This is a genomic window from Halorubrum sp. FL23 (genome assembly GCF_052439115.2).
Lineage (GTDB): Archaea > Halobacteriota > Halobacteria > Halobacteriales > Haloferacaceae > Halorubrum > Halorubrum persicum.
This window is the reverse complement of sequence record NZ_JBQVRO020000003.1, coordinates 160,620-176,122: the sequence shown is the minus strand read 5'-3', so window position 1 is coordinate 176,122 and position 15,503 is coordinate 160,620. Positions and strand designations below refer to the sequence as shown.

General features: G+C 72.6%; 15 protein-coding genes. 3 read left to right on the top strand and 12 right to left on the bottom strand.

The features are described 5' to 3' along the window. Window positions 1-17: 17 nt before the first annotated feature. From ACT4MF_RS05025 to ACT4MF_RS04975, 11 genes are all read right to left on the bottom strand, one after another. Window positions 18-1,193 carry a DHH family phosphoesterase gene (locus ACT4MF_RS05025; protein ID WP_099254284.1) on the bottom strand — a complete coding sequence of 392 codons (1,176 nt, stop codon included), beginning with the start codon at window positions 1,191-1,193 and terminating at the stop codon, window positions 18-20. 105 nt (window positions 1,194-1,298) lie between these two features. Continuing rightward, the gene (locus ACT4MF_RS05020) at window positions 1,299-2,237 is read right to left on the bottom strand and encodes an NAD-dependent epimerase/dehydratase family protein (protein ID WP_444681922.1); all 939 of its coding nucleotides are present in this window, start codon (window positions 2,235-2,237) and stop codon (window positions 1,299-1,301) included. After that, on the bottom strand, window positions 2,234-2,683 hold the full coding sequence (locus ACT4MF_RS05015; protein ID WP_099254282.1) for a DUF5791 family protein: 450 nt from the start codon (window positions 2,681-2,683) through the stop codon (window positions 2,234-2,236). The genes ACT4MF_RS05020 and ACT4MF_RS05015 overlap by 4 nt, the downstream gene beginning before the upstream one ends. A gap of 42 nt (window positions 2,684-2,725) precedes the next feature. Further along, window positions 2,726-6,037 carry a DUF7286 family protein gene (locus ACT4MF_RS05010; RefSeq protein WP_444681921.1) on the bottom strand — a complete coding sequence of 1,104 codons (3,312 nt, stop codon included), beginning with the start codon at window positions 6,035-6,037 and terminating at the stop codon, window positions 2,726-2,728. Next, window positions 6,031-6,570 (bottom strand): DUF7284 family protein, encoded by a 540-nt coding sequence (locus ACT4MF_RS05005; RefSeq protein WP_444681920.1) that lies wholly within the window; start codon window positions 6,568-6,570, stop codon window positions 6,031-6,033. Before ACT4MF_RS05005 ends, ACT4MF_RS05010 begins: the two co-directional genes overlap by 7 nt. Next, window positions 6,567-6,995, bottom strand: coding sequence for a DUF7285 family protein (locus ACT4MF_RS05000; protein ID WP_444681919.1), 429 nt, complete (start codon window positions 6,993-6,995; stop codon window positions 6,567-6,569). Before ACT4MF_RS05000 ends, ACT4MF_RS05005 begins: the two co-directional genes overlap by 4 nt. After that, a complete protein-coding gene (locus ACT4MF_RS04995) occupies window positions 6,976-7,464 on the bottom strand; it encodes a DUF7283 family protein (RefSeq protein ID WP_444681918.1) in 489 nt (162 codons plus the stop codon). The genes ACT4MF_RS05000 and ACT4MF_RS04995 overlap by 20 nt, the downstream gene beginning before the upstream one ends. 66 nt (window positions 7,465-7,530) lie before the next feature. Then, window positions 7,531-9,348 (bottom strand): type II secretion system protein, encoded by a 1,818-nt coding sequence (locus ACT4MF_RS04990; protein ID WP_444681917.1) that lies wholly within the window; start codon window positions 9,346-9,348, stop codon window positions 7,531-7,533. Beyond that, on the bottom strand, window positions 9,345-11,297 hold the full coding sequence (locus tag ACT4MF_RS04985; protein ID WP_444681916.1) for an ATPase, T2SS/T4P/T4SS family: 1,953 nt from the start codon (window positions 11,295-11,297) through the stop codon (window positions 9,345-9,347). Before ACT4MF_RS04985 ends, ACT4MF_RS04990 begins: the two co-directional genes overlap by 4 nt. Window positions 11,298-11,330: 33 nt before the next feature. Further along, window positions 11,331-11,801, bottom strand: a complete 471-nt coding sequence (locus ACT4MF_RS04980; protein ID WP_444681915.1) for a DUF7311 family protein — start codon at window positions 11,799-11,801, stop codon at window positions 11,331-11,333. A gap of 27 nt (window positions 11,802-11,828) precedes the next feature. Continuing rightward, window positions 11,829-12,500: a DUF7310 family coiled-coil domain-containing protein gene (locus ACT4MF_RS04975; protein ID WP_444681914.1), complete on the bottom strand. Its 672-nt coding sequence runs from the start codon at window positions 12,498-12,500 to the stop codon at window positions 11,829-11,831. Between the two features lie 76 nt (window positions 12,501-12,576). On the opposite strand from ACT4MF_RS04975, the gene ACT4MF_RS04970 reads away from it, so the two are divergent. Together ACT4MF_RS04970 and ACT4MF_RS04965 are read left to right on the top strand one after the other, a co-directional pair. Next, window positions 12,577-13,656 (top strand): tubulin/FtsZ family protein, encoded by a 1,080-nt coding sequence (locus tag ACT4MF_RS04970; protein WP_444681913.1) that lies wholly within the window; start codon window positions 12,577-12,579, stop codon window positions 13,654-13,656. An 87-nt stretch (window positions 13,657-13,743) separates the two neighbouring features. Continuing rightward, window positions 13,744-14,442 (top strand): phosphoglycerol geranylgeranyltransferase, encoded by a 699-nt coding sequence (locus tag ACT4MF_RS04965; RefSeq protein ID WP_099254272.1) that lies wholly within the window; start codon window positions 13,744-13,746, stop codon window positions 14,440-14,442. A 51-nt stretch (window positions 14,443-14,493) separates the two neighbouring features. Here ACT4MF_RS04965 and ACT4MF_RS04960 read toward each other — a convergent pair whose 3' ends face one another. After that, window positions 14,494-15,099, bottom strand: a complete 606-nt coding sequence (locus tag ACT4MF_RS04960; RefSeq protein WP_099254271.1) for a riboflavin synthase — start codon at window positions 15,097-15,099, stop codon at window positions 14,494-14,496. Between the two features lie 144 nt (window positions 15,100-15,243). On the opposite strand from ACT4MF_RS04960, the gene ACT4MF_RS04955 reads away from it, so the two are divergent. After that, a complete protein-coding gene (locus ACT4MF_RS04955) occupies window positions 15,244-15,498 on the top strand; it encodes a DUF7533 family protein (protein ID WP_099254270.1) in 255 nt (84 codons plus the stop codon). Window positions 15,499-15,503 lie beyond the last annotated feature (5 nt).

The window sequence follows — 15,503 nt, the reverse complement described above, 5'->3', positions numbered from 1 at the left end:
CCGCTGTCTGTCGCCGTTCACACGTCGCCCGCCATCGCGCGGAACAGGTCGTCGGCGAGCGCGTCGCGGTCGACGGTTTCCGGATCCTCGTCGCCGGTCGGGTCGACCGTCGGCGCGATCGTCCCGCCGCCCATCCGTGAGTGGCCGCCCCCGTTGCTGTTGTCGCGGTCGGACATGACGGCGTCGATGGCGTTCCCCATGTGGACGCGGTCGTCCCGCGACCGGCCGGAGAGGTGAACCGTCCCGTCGCGCTCGCCGATCACCACGACGGCGCTGACGCCCTCCAGTTGGATCAGTTCGTCGGCCGCCTGCGGGATCGCGTCGACGTTGTTCACGCCCCCCACGTCGGCGACCGCGAACGACCCCTCGATGCGGCGGCCGGCGATGGCCCGCGCCTTCACCTCCAACACCTCGGCGTCGACCGCGGGGTTGGCGATCCGGTCGAGCCGGTCCTGGTCGACGCCGGGGTACACGTACGCGGCGGCGGCGAAGTCGGGTTCGCTCGCGCCGACGGTGAGATGTTTCGTGTCGGTGAGGATCCCGTACAGGAGCCCCGTCGCCGTGTCGGTGGGGAGCGTGAGGTCGCTGTCCGTCTCGCTCGCGTGCTTGTCCGGCGGCACCGGCGTCGCGCCGTTCTGTTGGAAGTACTCCGCGATCACCGACGCCGTCGCGCCGTAGTCGGTCCGCACGTCGGTGAACGCGTCGCCGGCGCCGTCGCCGGGATGGTGGTCGACGACGGCGAACGGGAGCACACCGTCGGCGCCGGCGAACCCCCGCGGCTCGTTGTGATCGACCAACACGACCGACTCGGCGGCGAGGTCGCTCACGTGCTCGATCGGCTTCAAGTCCAGATCGAGCACCGTGCGGAACGCCCGGTTCTCTTGGTGACGAATCTGTCCGGGGTACTGGACCGTCGCGTCGACGTCGAGCTGCTCCGCGAGCGACGCGACGCCGAGCGCCGCCGACATCGCGTCCGGGTCCGGGTTCGGGTGCATCAGCACCGCGACCTCGTCGCGATCGGCCAACAGCCGGCGGAACCTGACGCCGGGCGTCCTGCGAGCGCGGAACAGCACGTACGCACCGACGAGCGCGACGAGCGCGACGACCGCGGCGACGACGACGAGCTCCGGGTTCTCCCGCGCCAGCACTTCCGCCTGCGAGAGCCGGTCGTCGATCCCGCTCAGAGACCACATACGTGCCGGTCGACTCGCTCACGATACATCAAGGTTCGTTACCGTTTCGACCCACCGACAACGACGCGATGACCGGGGCGAAGCCGGCCGCGCCGGTCGGACGGATCACTCGTCCGCCGTTCGGAACGCCCGCACCGCGTCGCAGTACCCCTTTCTGAAGGTCGGATAGGCCAACTCGTAACCGAGCGCCCGCAGGCGGTCGTTCGAGCAGCGCTTGCTCGTCCGGATCCGCCGTTCGGCCGCTTCGGAGAGGTCCCCGGCGGCGATCCGTTCGCTCTTCGATCGCTTTTCGGGCCGCGCGACGCCGCACGCGTCGGCCAGCCAGTCGGCGAACGCGTGTTTGTCGGCCGGCTCGTCGTCGACGACCAGAACCGCGTCACCGCGTGCGCGGTCGGTTTCGAGGAGGTATCGGACCGCCCCGGCGGCGTCGTCGCGGTGGACCATGTTGAGGTAGCCGGCCGTGACCGGGCCGTCGAGGTAGCGGTCGAGCCGGTAGCGGTCGGGTCCGTACAGCCCCGCGAAGCGCGCGACCGTCCCGTCGATCCCGAACTCGGCCGCCGTCTCCAGCGCGGTCCGCTCCGCCTCGGCGAGGACGCGGGTCTTCTCGGTCGTGGGTTCGATCGGTGTCTCCTCGTCGACCCACGCGCCGCCGTGGTCGCCGTACACGCCCGTCGACGACGTGTAGACGAGTCTGTCCGGAGCAGACCCGCGCGAGCCGTACGCCTCGATCACGTTTCGGAGGCCGTCGACGTACACCTCGCGGGCGGCCGCGGCGCCACGCCCGCCGGAGCTGGCCGCGAACACGACCGCGTCGGCGTCGGGCAGCGCGTCGAGCGACGCCGCGTCCGTCGCGTCCGCGCGGACGGCGTCCACCCGCCCCTCGCCTTCCGCGTCCCCCTCGCCGTCTATGCGCTCCCCGACCGATCCGATCGCGTCTATCCCGGCGTCGGATCGCCGAACCCCCGTCACGGCGTGTCCCCGCTCCGCGAGCTGTCGGGCGAGTTCGAGGCCGACGTAGCCGCAGCCGACGACGACGACTCTCATGGCTTCCGCTGCTCGATGACCGCCATGATCTCCGCCAGCTGGCCGAGCGTCATCGCGGCGCGCCCCTCGAGCGCCTGCTGGACCTCCTGTCCCGTGAGATCCGCGTCGATCGCGGCGGCGATCGAGTCGACGTCGAGCACCGCGGTCGCCATCCCCATCAGCAGGTGGTCGCGGACCTCGGCGACGACTGCGTCGCCGTCGCGATCGGTCGGAAGGGCGACGATCGCGGCCGCGTCTTCGAACCGGATCTCCGCCACGTCACCGCCGAGGGCGGCGTCGAGGGTCGGTTCGTCGAGTCCCGTCTCCTCGGCGAGCGCTTCTCGTTCGGCCTCCGCGGCCGCCTCGCTCACCAGCGTCTCGAACGACGCGAGCAGGGCTGCCGCGGTCACCTCGTCCGCGCCGCTCTCGGCTCCCGTCGTGCCGTCGACGACGACCTCGTGAAACATGGTCGCACTCGGTCGTCGCGTCTCAAAACGGCTGCGGTCGGGTCACGGCTCCGCACAGCTCCCGCCCCCGTCGCCTTTCGGTGACGGCTCCCCCATCGCGCCGGGGCACGGCCACCCCTCGGATCGCTCGTCGCGAGTTCCGTCAACGTCGCCGACGCCGGGCGGACCGGCCGGGACCGCGACGGCCACCACCGTTTCGGTCTCGAACGCGACCGGGTCCGTCTCGCCGAGCTGCACAGTTTCGCCGCCGACCTCGACGGTCACGTCGCCCTCGCTCCGGACGTACGCGAAGCGCTCGCCGGGCGTTCCCACGTCGGCACGGAGCGCGAAGCGCGGATACTCTCCGCGGACCTGCACCCGCCAGGCGTTCACGGTCGTCACCCAGTACCCCGGAACGGGCGCGACCGGAAGCCCCGCGCCGACGGTCCGCGCAGGCTTCAGCGACCACTCCTCGCCCAGCTCCTCGACCGCCTTCTCGCTCACCGTTCCGGCCGCCGCCTCGCCCGCTCGCGCCGCCTCTCGCTCGATCGCCTTCTCCAGCCGGTCTCTGAGTAGCACTCGCGCGCCGCTCGTCGTGTCGTCGACGAACCGGGTCGGGACCCGAACCGCGTCTCTCCCGGCTGCGGTCCGAGTCGCGACGCGGAGGTTCGCGGCGAGCGCCTCCTCGGCCGCCGGCGACAGCGACCCGACGCTCGCGGCCTCGGCGGCGACCCGTTCCGGGTACGAGCCGTTGCCGACGGCGACGGCGCGTTCGCCCGTCGTCCCGTAGCTCGCTGCGGCCTCGTCGAGCGCCCTGCGCCGCTCGTCGCGCGACAGCGAGGTCCGGACCCGGATCGCCGCTTCGAGCTCCCTGTCCACCTCGGCCAGCGATCCGTCTATCTGTCGGGCGAGCGCGTCCCGATCCGCCCGCAGATCGGGGTCGTCGCCGACCGCCAGCGCCTCGTTCGCCAGGCGGAGCGACCGACCGGCGGTCCCGACCCGCACCGTGTTCTCGGTGCCGAGAATCCGGTCGACGACGCCGCTCGACACCTCCCCGTACGGCACCGTGACGTAGTTCACGTTGCGAACCGCGAGCGGACGCGTCGTCGTTCCGTTCACGCCGCTGACCGACTCTCCGTCGACGGTCGTCCGCGGAAGGTATCCCGGCGACCCGCGCGGCGCGAACGTCACTTCCCCACCCGGACCGTCCGCGCCGACTGCGTACGTTCCGGGGTCGCGGGCGGCCTCGCGGCTGGCGAGCGCGTCGCCCACGTCGGGGCCGTCGAACGCGCCGTTCACGCGGTCGAGGAACCCGTTCGTCGCGCGTTCGCGGTCGTCGGCAGCGTCCTCGAGCTCGTCGATCACGGCGTCGAGGTACGCGGCGCGGGCGGCGGTCCCCGCCCGATCAACGGCGCCGTCGTACGTCGCCGGCGCGTCGACGAGAGCACTGCGTCGGTCGCGGAGCGCGCGAGCGAGGTCGGCGTACGGCTCCGCCTCACCGACCGCCGCGTTCTCCATCGACGCCTCGGTCTCGATGTCGCGAACGTCGCTCGCGAGCGCGGCCACCTCGGCCGCGACGGCGTCCCGATCGCCGGCCGATCGGGAGCCGACGACGGTCGTCGAATCGCGGACCGCCCCGCGGCTGACCGCCTCTTCGGCGATCCGGTCGACGCCGCCGTCGGTGTCGACACCGAGATCGGCACGGGCGGCCGACGGCGCGTCGCGCAGGTCCGGTCCGTCGGTGGTGTCGCCCGCGCCGAACGTCGCGGCGGCCCGGTCGGGCGCCCCGTCGGTCGGAGCGTGTTCCCCTGACACCGACACTCGCACCCGGTAGCGGTCGGTCACCGCGTCGCGCGTGGTCGTCCGGTGAACCTGCTCGTCGACGACGGTTCCGTTTGGTCCACGCTGGATCGTCACACGCTCCCACTCAGCGATCGCGACGCGCTCGACGGTCGCCTCGCGGGTCGCGACGCCGAACGAGACGCGCTCGCCGGGGTCGACCGTCCCCGACGGAACGCCCTCCGGCACGCCGCTCCCGGAGACGACCGGCGACCGTTCCGTCCGTGTCAGGTCGACGCGGTCCCAGCCGCCGGTCGTCGTGGACTCCGGTGCAGCGGGTGACGGTGGCGTCGGACGCCCGCCGTCGACGACCAGCGCCGTCGACGTTTCGACGCTCGCTTCGACCCGGTAGGCGTCCTCGATGATCGCGTCCAGATCGTCGTAGACGCGGGTCGCCCCCTCGTCGGCCGCGCGGCCGACCGGGACCGACGTTCGCTCGTCCGTCGGATCTCCCGGCGGTTCGAACGCGGCGTCCTCGCTCGGTTGCGGCGCCAGATCGCCGCTCTCGGCTGAGCCGTGGCTCCTTCCCGCGCCGTCGCTCTCTCCCGGTGTCGGGGCGCTGAGCACGGCCTCCGTCCACGATCCCTCGTCGACGCCGGTCGGTTTGAGCAGGTCGGTGACTCCGGTTCGCGCCGTCGCCCGTGCCACCCCACCGCGTGCGTTCGGATCGCTCGCGCCGAACACGTCCCGCTGCGTCCGGACGATCCCCGCGTTCGTCGACAGCTCCACGTGGCGGTTCGCGAGGACGTTCTCGACCGGCGCCCCCGCGAACTGGCCGTATCCGCGCGCCCACGTCATCGGGTAGAGGCTCGCGGTGAGCTGACGCCCCAGCCCCGGCCCCTCGGCCGGCCCCCGATCGAGCCGCCTCTCGAACTGCGCCGTCCGCTCGTGGGCCGCGAGCGTCGGTACGGCGACGACGACCGTCCGGTCTTCCGTTCGCTCGACGACCGTTCGCCCGTTCCGCGTCGCGGTCGTCTCCACGTCCTCGAACGTCACGCGCGTCGCGGTTCCGTTCGCTGCGGGCTCGACGCGGATCCGGCCTCTCGCCGCCGCCAACTCCTCGGGATCGTCTACCGCCGGAAGCGACGCCGACGCCCTCACGCCGCCGACTTCGGCGTCGACGGCCGACAGCGCCTCGGCACCGGCGATCGCGAGCCGGATCCGGAACGCGTCTTCGAAGGCGGACTCGTTTCTGACCGCGGTCGTGGCGTGTCCGTCTCCCGGGCCAGTGGTCGCCTCGTCTGGCGCCCGCGTCACCGGCTCCGCGGCCGCGTCGTGAGCCGCCCGACGGGCCGCGGCCCTGAGCGCGGCGGTCGAATCGGCGTCGACGCGCTCGATGGCGCGCTCCACGCTTCGGTCCTCGCTGATGAGCCCCTGATCGGCGATCCCCGCGGCGTACGTCGAACTCGTCACGAGGAGGAGCACGCCGATCAGCGCGAACGGGACCCGTGCGCGCTCGTCGACGGTGAAGGATCGGCATCGCGGACCGGATCCGGGGGCGTCTGTTTCGCCCGATCGCGTTCCCACGCTCACCACCTCCTGATCACGATCCTGACTGTTTCGGTCTCTCCCGAGTCGTTCGGTACCGGATGCGCGATCACCGCGACCGTGACGTCAGCGCTCCGCGGCGGTTCGCTCCCGACGGCGATCGACGCCGACGATACGGACGCGGTCGACGGGTCCCCCGATTCGCTTTCGCTCGCGGCGCCGTCTGACGCTCCCGCACCTCCCTCCGCGTCGATCCGCGTTCGCGGACCGATGCCTCGCTTGACGGCCGCTAGCGCTTCGGATTCGAACGTCCCTCTCGGCGCGCGCTCTTCGCTTTCTCCTCCGCGTTCGGTCGCCACCAGCGCCACCAGCTCTGCGCGTGTCGCGTGAATCGTTCGCGTCCCGTTCGGCGCCTCGTCCGACGCGTACGTCACCGTCACCGTCTCCGTCGCGACCAGATCGGCGACTTCGGCGGCTCGAGGTCCCGCCGCCGCGGGGTCGTTCCCGACCGCACCGAGCGCGACGACGCTCGCGGAGACGCACAGGAGCAGCACCGTCACGTCGAGCACGGTGCTCGTCATCGGTACACCACCGCCCGAAGGGTTCCGCGGTCGTTCTGCCCCGGTCCGACGCCGACCGTTACCGTCCGCTCGGCGACCGCGACCGCGTCCGTGCGCCGGGTGGTCGTCGGCGCCGGTGCCCTGTCACCCGACCGGACCCGCCACGTCTTCCCGTCGGCCTCGATCGTGACGGTCGCGGCGTATCGGAACTCATCGACACCGCGCAGCCGTTCCGGCTCGACGACGCCGCCCCTCGTCACCACCGGCTCGACCCGATCGAGCGTCGTTTCGGCCGTCGGGCGCTCCCGATCCGGCGCCGCGTCGTCGAGTGCGACAGTGTACACTCCCAGCGCCGCGCCCACCGCGAGCACGGCGACGAGCGCGGCGAGCGGTTCGACTGCGGCACGGTCCCCGCGCAGGAACCCCTCACCCGACGAGCGTGACACGTACTCCTCCGTAGTGAACGCGTCTCACCGTCAGCCGATCCGGTGCCGGACGCCACTCGTCGTCTCTCGCTCGGGCGCGTTCGGCGGCGGCCGCGAAGGCCTCGGGATCGTCGAACGCGGCGTCGGGCGGGACGCCGCCGAGCACTCGCCGGAGCCCGTCGGCGTCCGAGGCTCCGTGTCGCTCCGCCGGAACCGGGGTTATCCGCGATGCGCGCAGCGGCTCCCGCGCGGCCCCGCCTTCGCCGCCGAGCGCAACCGAACGGTCGGTGAGACGAATGCGGTCCGCGGCGAGTCCGTGTTCCGCCGTCGCGGGGTGTTCGCCGGCGGCGACCGAATCGATCGTGTGCGCGACGCCGCTCGCGTCCGGCGGCGGAGAGGCAGGGAGCGCGGCGACGACGCCGACAGCCGCGACGCTCACTAGCGCCAGACCGAGCCACGCGTACGTGGCGTCGAGATGGGTCTCGAACACGGGCCGGCTGGCCGCGGCTTCGCACTTAAACGCTCGTCCGCAGGCCTCGGCGCACTTCCCGTTTCGCTACAGCAGCAACCCGGCGCCGAGGAACGCGCCGAGGTACGTCGCGGTCGCGGTCGGGAGCGCGATCCCGACCCGATAGGCGACGAGCGTCCGGTCGAACCCCCGTTCGAGACCGGTCGCCAGCCCGGTGAGGAGCGCCGCGAGGATCAACACGTACGCGCCGACGATCTGCCCGAGCACCGGTATCGAGAGCGCACCGCCGGTACCCGACTTCGACCCTGCGCCGCCTCCGCCCGTGTCGGCGCCGAGTGCACCGGAGCCGTCGACGCCGCCCGTACTGAGAGCGTCCGCCCCGGCCGCCGCTCCGGCGCCCAGTCCGCCGGCGTCGACGGTGTCGATACCGGTGGCGAGCGCAACTGTCGCTCCGCCGACGAGCGGCGCGAACACCGCGGCGGTGTTCGTCAGAGTTCCCGTCACCGTCGCGAGCTGTCGCCGCGCGTCGCTCTCGAGTTCCCGGAGGTCCTCAAGCTGGTCGGCGAGTTCGAGCAACACGTCGCCCGCCGGACGCCCCTCTCGTGCCGCGACGGAAAGCAGCGCGACCGCGCCCTTCACTCGGGGCGACGGCACCGGAACCGCCGGGCCGCCGCGGCCGAGAAACGCCTCTCGGACGCCGACGCGGAGCGTCTCGCTCCGTCGCCCGGCGAGTTCGAACAGCTCGCCGGTCGCGCCGTCGAGCCGCTCGCCGGCGTGCGCAATCGCGGTCTCGACGGCGACGCCCTCGGCCACGTCGCCGCCGATCACCGTCATCGCGTCCGGAAGAGTGCGCTCAACGGCTCGAACGTTCGACAGCACCGCTCTGCGACGGCGGACGGCGACGAACAGCGCGACGCCGGCGCCGACGCCGATTCCCGCGATCGGAGCGGCCCATCCGGCGGCGACCCGCGCCGCGACGGCGGCGGCGACGGCCCCGATTCCCGCCCCCGCGACCGTGGCGTGGATCCCCCTCTCCGGGACATCCGGATGGTCCCCACCGATGCTCGGCGGCGCGAACGCGACCGGACGCCGGGAGAGGAGCCACGCCGAGGCCGCGAGCAGTCCCGCGGGTAACACGCCGAGGTACAGCGCCGCGACGATCCCGGGACCGATCGGGACGCCAGCCGCGGCGGCCGCCGGAAGGAGGGCGATGAGCGCGAGGGGGAGCAACACTCCGAAGGCGTACAGCGCCGAGACGGGACCCCGGACCTCGCCGACGAAGGCGGCGAGCCGATCGGTCGTTCCGGCGATCGTCGCGTCGAGCGCGCGGTCCAGACACCGACCCCGACGCTCTGGCGGCGCCGACGCCGCCGTCCGGACGAGCGCCGCCGCCCGATCGATCGCCGGAAACCACGGCCGCCACTCGCGGGCGAATTCCCGAAGTCCACTGGTCGGCCCGTCGGCGTTCGCTCGCTCGCGTCGGGCGAGCCCCTCGGCGAGCGGCCCGTCGCCGGTCCGCGCGGCGAACCGAACGGCGCGCTCGGTCGACGGATCCAACCGCATCCGCAACACGAGGCGCCCGACGAGCCCGGGCGCCGCCCCCAAGGCTCTTGTCCGGCGGAGCGAGGCGAGCCACACCGGTCCGCGATGGACGGCGTGTACGGTGCCCAGACCGCCCGCCAGCCCGAACAGCAGTCCCGGAACGGGTCCGGAGACGAACGCGATGACGACGGCGCAGGCGAGGCCGACTCCCACCCCCGCCCGGTATCCCGCTTCGATCACCCGGGAGCTCGTCGCCTCCCACCCGAGGAACGCCACCGCCCGACGGAGCTCCGCCGATCCTTCCTCGTGGTCCCCCGGACTGCGTCGCGGCCTCCCGTCACAATCACCGTCTGGCCCGGTCATCGGTCGCCACCGGCGACATCGCCGCCTCTCGGCCGACCGGTCCCGTCGCGGCCGACGTAGCGTTCCGGCGCGATCCGGCCGGTTCTCGCCGCCTCCCCGATGCTGTTCGCTCGTCGATCGATGGCTTCGCGGACGGCTGCGTACGACTCGCCGGTCTCGGCGACCGATTCGACGAGCCGGCTCTCTCCGCGATCGATCCGCCCGGTGGGAGTCAGTCCCGCTCCGGTTCGCTCAAACAGCGGCTCGAACGAGGTCGATCCGTCGTGTTCGACGACCTCTGCGACCGTCTGGACGCGGTGGTCGTCGAGCACGACGATCAGGTCGGTCGCGGCGAACGAGGAGGGGGAGACGCCGAGGTCGCTGACGACACGCTCTCGGACCGCGTCGGGATCCTCGCCGTGGATCGTCCCGAGGACCGCCTCGCCGGCGGCGCCGACGCGCATCGCTTCGTACAACGCCGCCGCCTCCTCGCCCCGGACCTCGCCGACGACGATCGCGCCGCCGCCGAGCCGGAGCGCGGTCCGAACCGCCTCGCTCGGCGACGGTTCGGCGCCGTCGCCCACGCGGAGTCGCTGGATGTCGCGTCCGGCCGCGGCCACCGCTCCGGCGGGCAGCTCCGGGGTGTCCTCGATCAGTATCGATCTCGCCTCGGCGGGCAGCTCCCAGAGCAGCGACCCGAGCGCGGTCGTCTTCCCCGCGCCGCGGCCGCCGGCGACGAGCCCGGTTACGCCCCGCTCGACCGCCACCGAAAGGAGCCCGGCGGCCGCCGGGGTGATCGTCTCGACGTCCACGAGCCGCGCGAGGGTCCACGCGTCCGGGTCGCCGCGACGGAACGTGAATGAGAGGCCGTCGCTGGCGGGGCCCGTCGTCGCCGCGACCCGCACGCGACCGGCTTCGGTCTCGATCGTCGCGTCGAGCGTCGGACTCGCGCGGGAGAACCCCCGCCCGCTCGTCCGTCGAAGTCGCGACGCCAGCGTCGCGGCGCCCTCGGGCGGCAGCCTGACGTTGGTGCGACAGCGCTCTCCGTCGACGACGACTCGAAGCGGGTTCTCCTCGACGGGGGCCGAGAGCGTCGCGTCGCTCACGCGCTCGTCGGCGAACACGTGCTCGAACGCGCCGTACCCACGGGTGTGCCGCCGGAGCACGTCGACCAGCGTCGAGATCGGATCGCCCGCCGCCGCGACCGACCGTACCGCCCGACCGGGCGCCCTGTCGCCGCCGGTCGGGTCGTCGAGTAGTCGGTCCTTGGCCGCGGCGAGGCGCTCGACCGCCCCGTCGTCGAGCCGCGTCGACGGCGGGGTGAGGTGGTACGTCCGCAGCGGCCCCGCACCCTCGTACAGCCGCACGGTCGCGCCGGTGTCGATCTCCCACCGGTCCACGAGCGCCGCGTCCGGCGGCGGCGCCGACGCGACGCGCGTCGCCGCGATCGTCGGCCCGGAGTGTGCACGGATCACGTCGTCGACCTCCCCTGCGTTCGCGACGGTCTCGATCAACCCGGTCTCCGCGGCGATTCGCTTCGGCGACCCCTCACGGCCGCTCGCCTCCCGCGCCGCCGCTACCGGCTCGCGAGTCACCCGCTCCGCGAGCCGCGTCTCGTGGAACCCGACCTGTTCTCGGAACCGCCCGGCGGCGATCAGACACGCCGCGGCCCGGCCGGCGTAGGTTCGCTCCCGACCGGCGTGACGCGTCCGGACCACGTCGGCGTCGCGTTCGGTCAGCGCCTCCACGACGGTCGCGAGGCAGTCGGGGCTCTCGGCGAGGTCGCCGCGTCCGGGGCACTCGTCGGAGTCGACCGCGAGAACCACGCGCCCCTCAACGCCGGTCCCCGCCGGCTCTCTGAACGACGGCTCGCATCGACAGTCGTCACCGTCGCCGCCGCCCCACGGAAGCGAGCGGAGCGGCGCGGCGTCGCCGTCGAGCGGAGACAGCGACTGAAGATCGAAGCTCATGGCGGGCGTGCCCTCGGTATCACGTATAAACCCTCACTCGAGTCGCGAGATCTCGACAGTCGGGCCCTCGTCGTCGACGAGCCGGAGTTCCAGACGGCTCTCGCCGCGCGTCCGGAGCGCGATCGGCCCGTCGACGACGTCGACACTCGCGGCCGCCGCCTCGGGAGCGATCCGGACCGTCCGGTCGCGTCCGCCGCCGATCCGATACCGAAGCGCGGCGCCGGACTCGTCCCCCGGCCGTTCCGGTTCGACCAGCGCGAGCCGGTCGATCCGCGCGGCAGCGACGCCGCTCGGCGCACGGACCGTCACCGTCGTCCGGGCGGCCAGCGACGGGTCAGAGACGCTCATCGACCCGGATGCGAGCCCCCCGATCGCCCGCTCGACGCGGTCCGACTCGGCCTCGAGCCGTTCGTCGGTCGTCACGGCGCGGGCGTCTTCCAGCGCCGGCATCGAGACCGCGAGGAGCGCGACGGCGACGAGGACCGTGAGAACGACGCGAATCACCGGCTCGCCTCCGCGACACGGAGTCGGTTACAGCGAGTCACGGAGCCGATCCAGCGCGCCGGAGCCCCACGAGTCGTCCGCGCTCTCCTCGTCCGTCTCGAGCCGATCGGCTCCCGGTTCTGCCGGCGCTCCCGCCCCCGCTCCTCGGCGCCGGTCCGCTGGAACGGCGGTATCGAGATCGGTCTCGCTGGGGACGCCGCCGTCGAGCCCGCCGCTGCCGGTCGTGTCTCCGACCTCGTTCGCGTTCGCGACCTCGCCGTCGCTCGCGGTCGCTCCGTCGTCCGCGGCCACGCCGCCGTTCTCGCTCGCCTTCGCGAGCGCCAGATCGGCGCGGCGCTCGACCGACTGGTTGACCGCCCGGACCGATCCGACGTAGCCTCTGATCGCCTGCGTCGCCGCCTCCAACTCCTCGACGCGGCCCTCGAGGTCGTCGAGTCGCTTCGACAGCTCCGCTCGCTCAGCGGTCGCGGTCGCCTCGTCGGTCACGTCGGCGACCGCGTCGTCGGTTTCGGTGAGCGCGCGCTCGACCGCGCGGAGGCGCTCTTCGACGCGGTCGTCGCCCCGTTCGGCCGTCTCGCCCGGCGTGCGGTCGGATCGGTGGGAAGCCCGTGGCTGTTCCGAACGCCCGTCGCTCGCCGTCTCGGACGGTTCGTCGGCGTCGACGATCGGTCGGTCATGGTCGCTCGTGTCGTCGGTCACGCGGCCGATTGGCCGCAGTTCTCTACTTAAACATCGGGGGAAAAGGTATTACCACGTGATCGGTTATCTTACGATCATGAAAGCGGTCCTCCTCGGCGTCGGACAGGCGGGCGGGAAGCTCACGACCGCGCTCGCTGAGTTTGACGCCGACGCCGGCTACGGTGCGGTGCTCGACGCGCTCGCAGTAAACACCGCGTCGGCGGACCTGAATCCCCTCCCGCTCGACACGGTCCTCGTCGGTCAGTCTCGGGTGAACGGACACGGCGTCGGCGGCGACAACGAGCTCGGCGCCGAAGTGATGACGGAAGACGCCGTCGAGGTGCTCGACGCGCTCGCGCCGAAGGTGAACGCCGCCGCGGAGGCGCTGTTCGTGGTCGCGGGACTCGGCGGCGGCACCGGCTCCGGCGGCGCGCCGGTGCTCGTCCGCGAGCTGAGCCGCGTGTACGACATCCCGGTGTACGCGGTCGGGATCCTCCCCGGCCGCGACGAGGGGGCGATGTACCAGGTGAACGCCGGACGGTCGCTGAAGACGCTGGTCCGTGAGGCCGACGCGACACTCCTGCTCGACAACGACGCGTGGCGCTCTTCGGGAGAGTCGGTCGAGGGCGGCTACGCCGCGATCAACGCCTCGATGGCGAAGCGGGTCGGGCTCCTCCTCGCGGCCGGCGAGTCGGTGGAGGGGGTCGCCGAGTCGGTCGTCGACACGAGCGAGGTGATCAACACGCTGCGCGCCGGCGGCATGGCCGCGGCCGGGTTCGCGTCCGCGCCCGCCGCCGCGGACCCCGAGGAGAACGTGACGACCGTGATGAGCACGGTCCGGAGCGCGGTGATGACGGGGATGTCGCTCCCCAACGCGACCGAGGCGGACGCCGCCCTGGTCGCCATCGCGGGCGACCCCGAGCGGATCTCCCGGAAGGGCGCGGAGAAGGCGCGCAAGTGGCTCCAAGAGGAGACCGGCTCGATGCAGGTGCGCGGCGGGGACTTCCCGCTCGACTCCGATCGGGTGGCCGCCTTGGTCCTCCTCGGCGGCGTCGAGCGCTCGCGCCGCGTCGAGGAGTTCCTCGAACGCGCACGGCAGGCCGTCCGCGACGAGCCCGAGGGACAGCCCGACCCCGCCGAAGCGTTCCAGAACGACGAGCTCGACGACTTGCTCTGAGCCCTCGTCGCGCGGACCGGCGGCGTCGACCGCGCCGGCGAGACAGGTTCCGCACCTTTTTGGTTCCGCCCGCTGGAGTCGTTTCCGATGAACAACCCGTGGGACGACTGGGACCACGTGCTGAAGGTCGACCCGGACAAGGAGCTGTACGGGAACGACACCTTCGAGGACGTCTGCCGGACCGGGACCGACGCGATCGAGATCGGCGGGACCCTCGACGTCACCGCGGAGAAGATGACCCGCGTCGTCGACGCCGCCGCCGAGTACGACGTGCCGCTGTATCAGGAGCCGTCGAACCCGGGCGTCGTTATCGACTCGCCCGCGCTCGAGGGGTACCTGATCCCGACGGTGTTCAACGCCGGCGGCCCGTTCTGGATCACCGGCGCGCACAAGGAGTGGGTGCGGATCGACGACCTCGACTGGAGCCGGACGCACACCGAGGCGTACATCGTGATGAACCCCGAGGCGTCGGTCGCCCAGCTGACCGAGGCCGACTGCGACCTCAGCGCCGACGACGTGGCGGCCTACGCGAAGGTAGCGGAGCGCATGTTCGGCCAGGAGATCGTCTACGTCGAGTACTCGGGCATGTTCGGCGACACGGAGAAGGTCGCCGCCGCCCACGACGCGCTCGACGAGGCCACGCTCTTCTACGGCGGCGGCATCCACGGCTACGAGTCGGCCAACGAGATGGCCGCCCACAGCGACGTGATCGTCGTCGGCGACCTCCTCCACGACGAGGGCGTCGACGCGGTCCGCGAGACGGTGAAGGGCGCGAAGGACGCGTAGCTCGGGCAGACGCGTCGGACGCGTCGGGACCGGCGTGCGCTGCCGGCTGGATCAGTATCCGTCGACCATACTCTCGACGTACTTCGCGATCACGTCCACTTCGAGGTGGACCGGGTCGCCCACCGACTTCTCGGAGAGCGTCGTCAGCTCGTAGGTCGTCGGGATGATCGCGACGTCGAACTCCCCGGCCCGCTTCTCCGCGACCGTCAGCGAGATGCCGTCGAGCGTCACCGACCCCTTGTCGACGAGGTAGTCGCCGTGGCCCGCCGGGATCGAGAAGGTGAACCGCCAGTCCTCGCCGACGCGCTCGATCGCTCTCACCTCGGCGACGGTGTCGACGTGCCCCTGCACGACGTGGCCGTCGAACCGCCCGTCGGCGGGCATCGCGCGCTCGACGTTGACCGCGTCGCCCTCCTCCACGTCGCCGAGGTACGTCTTTTCGACCGTCTCGCTCGCGAGGAACACGTCGAACCAGTCGTCGTCGCCGGTGTCAGCGGCGCCGTACGCCTCGACGGTCAGACAGACCCCGCTGACGCTGATCGACTGGCCGTGGTGGAGGTCGTCGAACCCGTCGACGGCGATCCGGAGGCGGAGCCCGTCATCGGTCTCGGTCCGCGCGCGGACGGTTCCGGTGTCCTCGACGATCCCGGTAAACATACCGGAACTGGGCGCGGGCGACGGTTATCGGTTCTGGCTTCGCGCCGCCGTTCCGGGCTGCGCGGTCGCCCGTTTACCGACGCGTGGCCCGCCGCTCGCCGCGTCCCGCGCCCCTTTTGACCCCCGAGAGCCAACGGGACATCGATGCGACTCGGACTGCTGGACATGATCGGGTTGGCGGCCTCGTTGGTCTTCGCCATCCCGCTCGGGAACTACGCCGTCTTCCGGCTGATCGCCGGCGAGGTCGCGCTCGGCGCCGGCCTGCTCGTTGTCGCGATCGCGATGGTCGTCCTCCCGCAGTACTTCCTCGACCCCACCGAGATCCTCCGGCGGCTGCTCTCCGGGCTCTTACCGCAACGGCTCCGGGGCGACGAGCGCGGCGACGAGCAGCGCCGATAGCTCGA

Excerpts from the sequence above, each read along its gene's own strand:
- ACT4MF_RS05025 (WP_099254284.1), bottom strand. The coding sequence starts at position 1,193 with ATGTGGTCTCTGAGCGGGATCGACGACCGGCTCTCGCAGGCGGAAGTG.
- ACT4MF_RS05015 (WP_099254282.1), bottom strand. The coding sequence starts at position 2,683 with ATGTTTCACGAGGTCGTCGTCGACGGCACGACGGGAGCCGAGAGCGGC.
- ACT4MF_RS04965 (WP_099254272.1), top strand. The coding sequence starts at position 13,744 with ATGAACAACCCGTGGGACGACTGGGACCACGTGCTGAAGGTCGACCCG.
- ACT4MF_RS04955 (WP_099254270.1), top strand. The coding sequence starts at position 15,244 with ATGCGACTCGGACTGCTGGACATGATCGGGTTGGCGGCCTCGTTGGTC.
- ACT4MF_RS04970 (WP_444681913.1), top strand. The coding sequence starts at position 12,577 with ATGAAAGCGGTCCTCCTCGGCGTCGGACAGGCGGGCGGGAAGCTCACG.
- ACT4MF_RS04960 (WP_099254271.1), bottom strand. The coding sequence starts at position 15,099 with ATGTTTACCGGGATCGTCGAGGACACCGGAACCGTCCGCGCGCGGACC.
- ACT4MF_RS04990 (WP_444681917.1), bottom strand. The coding sequence starts at position 9,348 with ATGACCGGGCCAGACGGTGATTGTGACGGGAGGCCGCGACGCAGTCCG.
- ACT4MF_RS05005 (WP_444681920.1), bottom strand. The coding sequence starts at position 6,570 with ATGACGAGCACCGTGCTCGACGTGACGGTGCTGCTCCTGTGCGTCTCC.
- ACT4MF_RS04985 (WP_444681916.1), bottom strand. The coding sequence starts at position 11,297 with ATGAGCTTCGATCTTCAGTCGCTGTCTCCGCTCGACGGCGACGCCGCG.
- ACT4MF_RS05020 (WP_444681922.1), bottom strand. The coding sequence starts at position 2,237 with ATGAGAGTCGTCGTCGTCGGCTGCGGCTACGTCGGCCTCGAACTCGCC.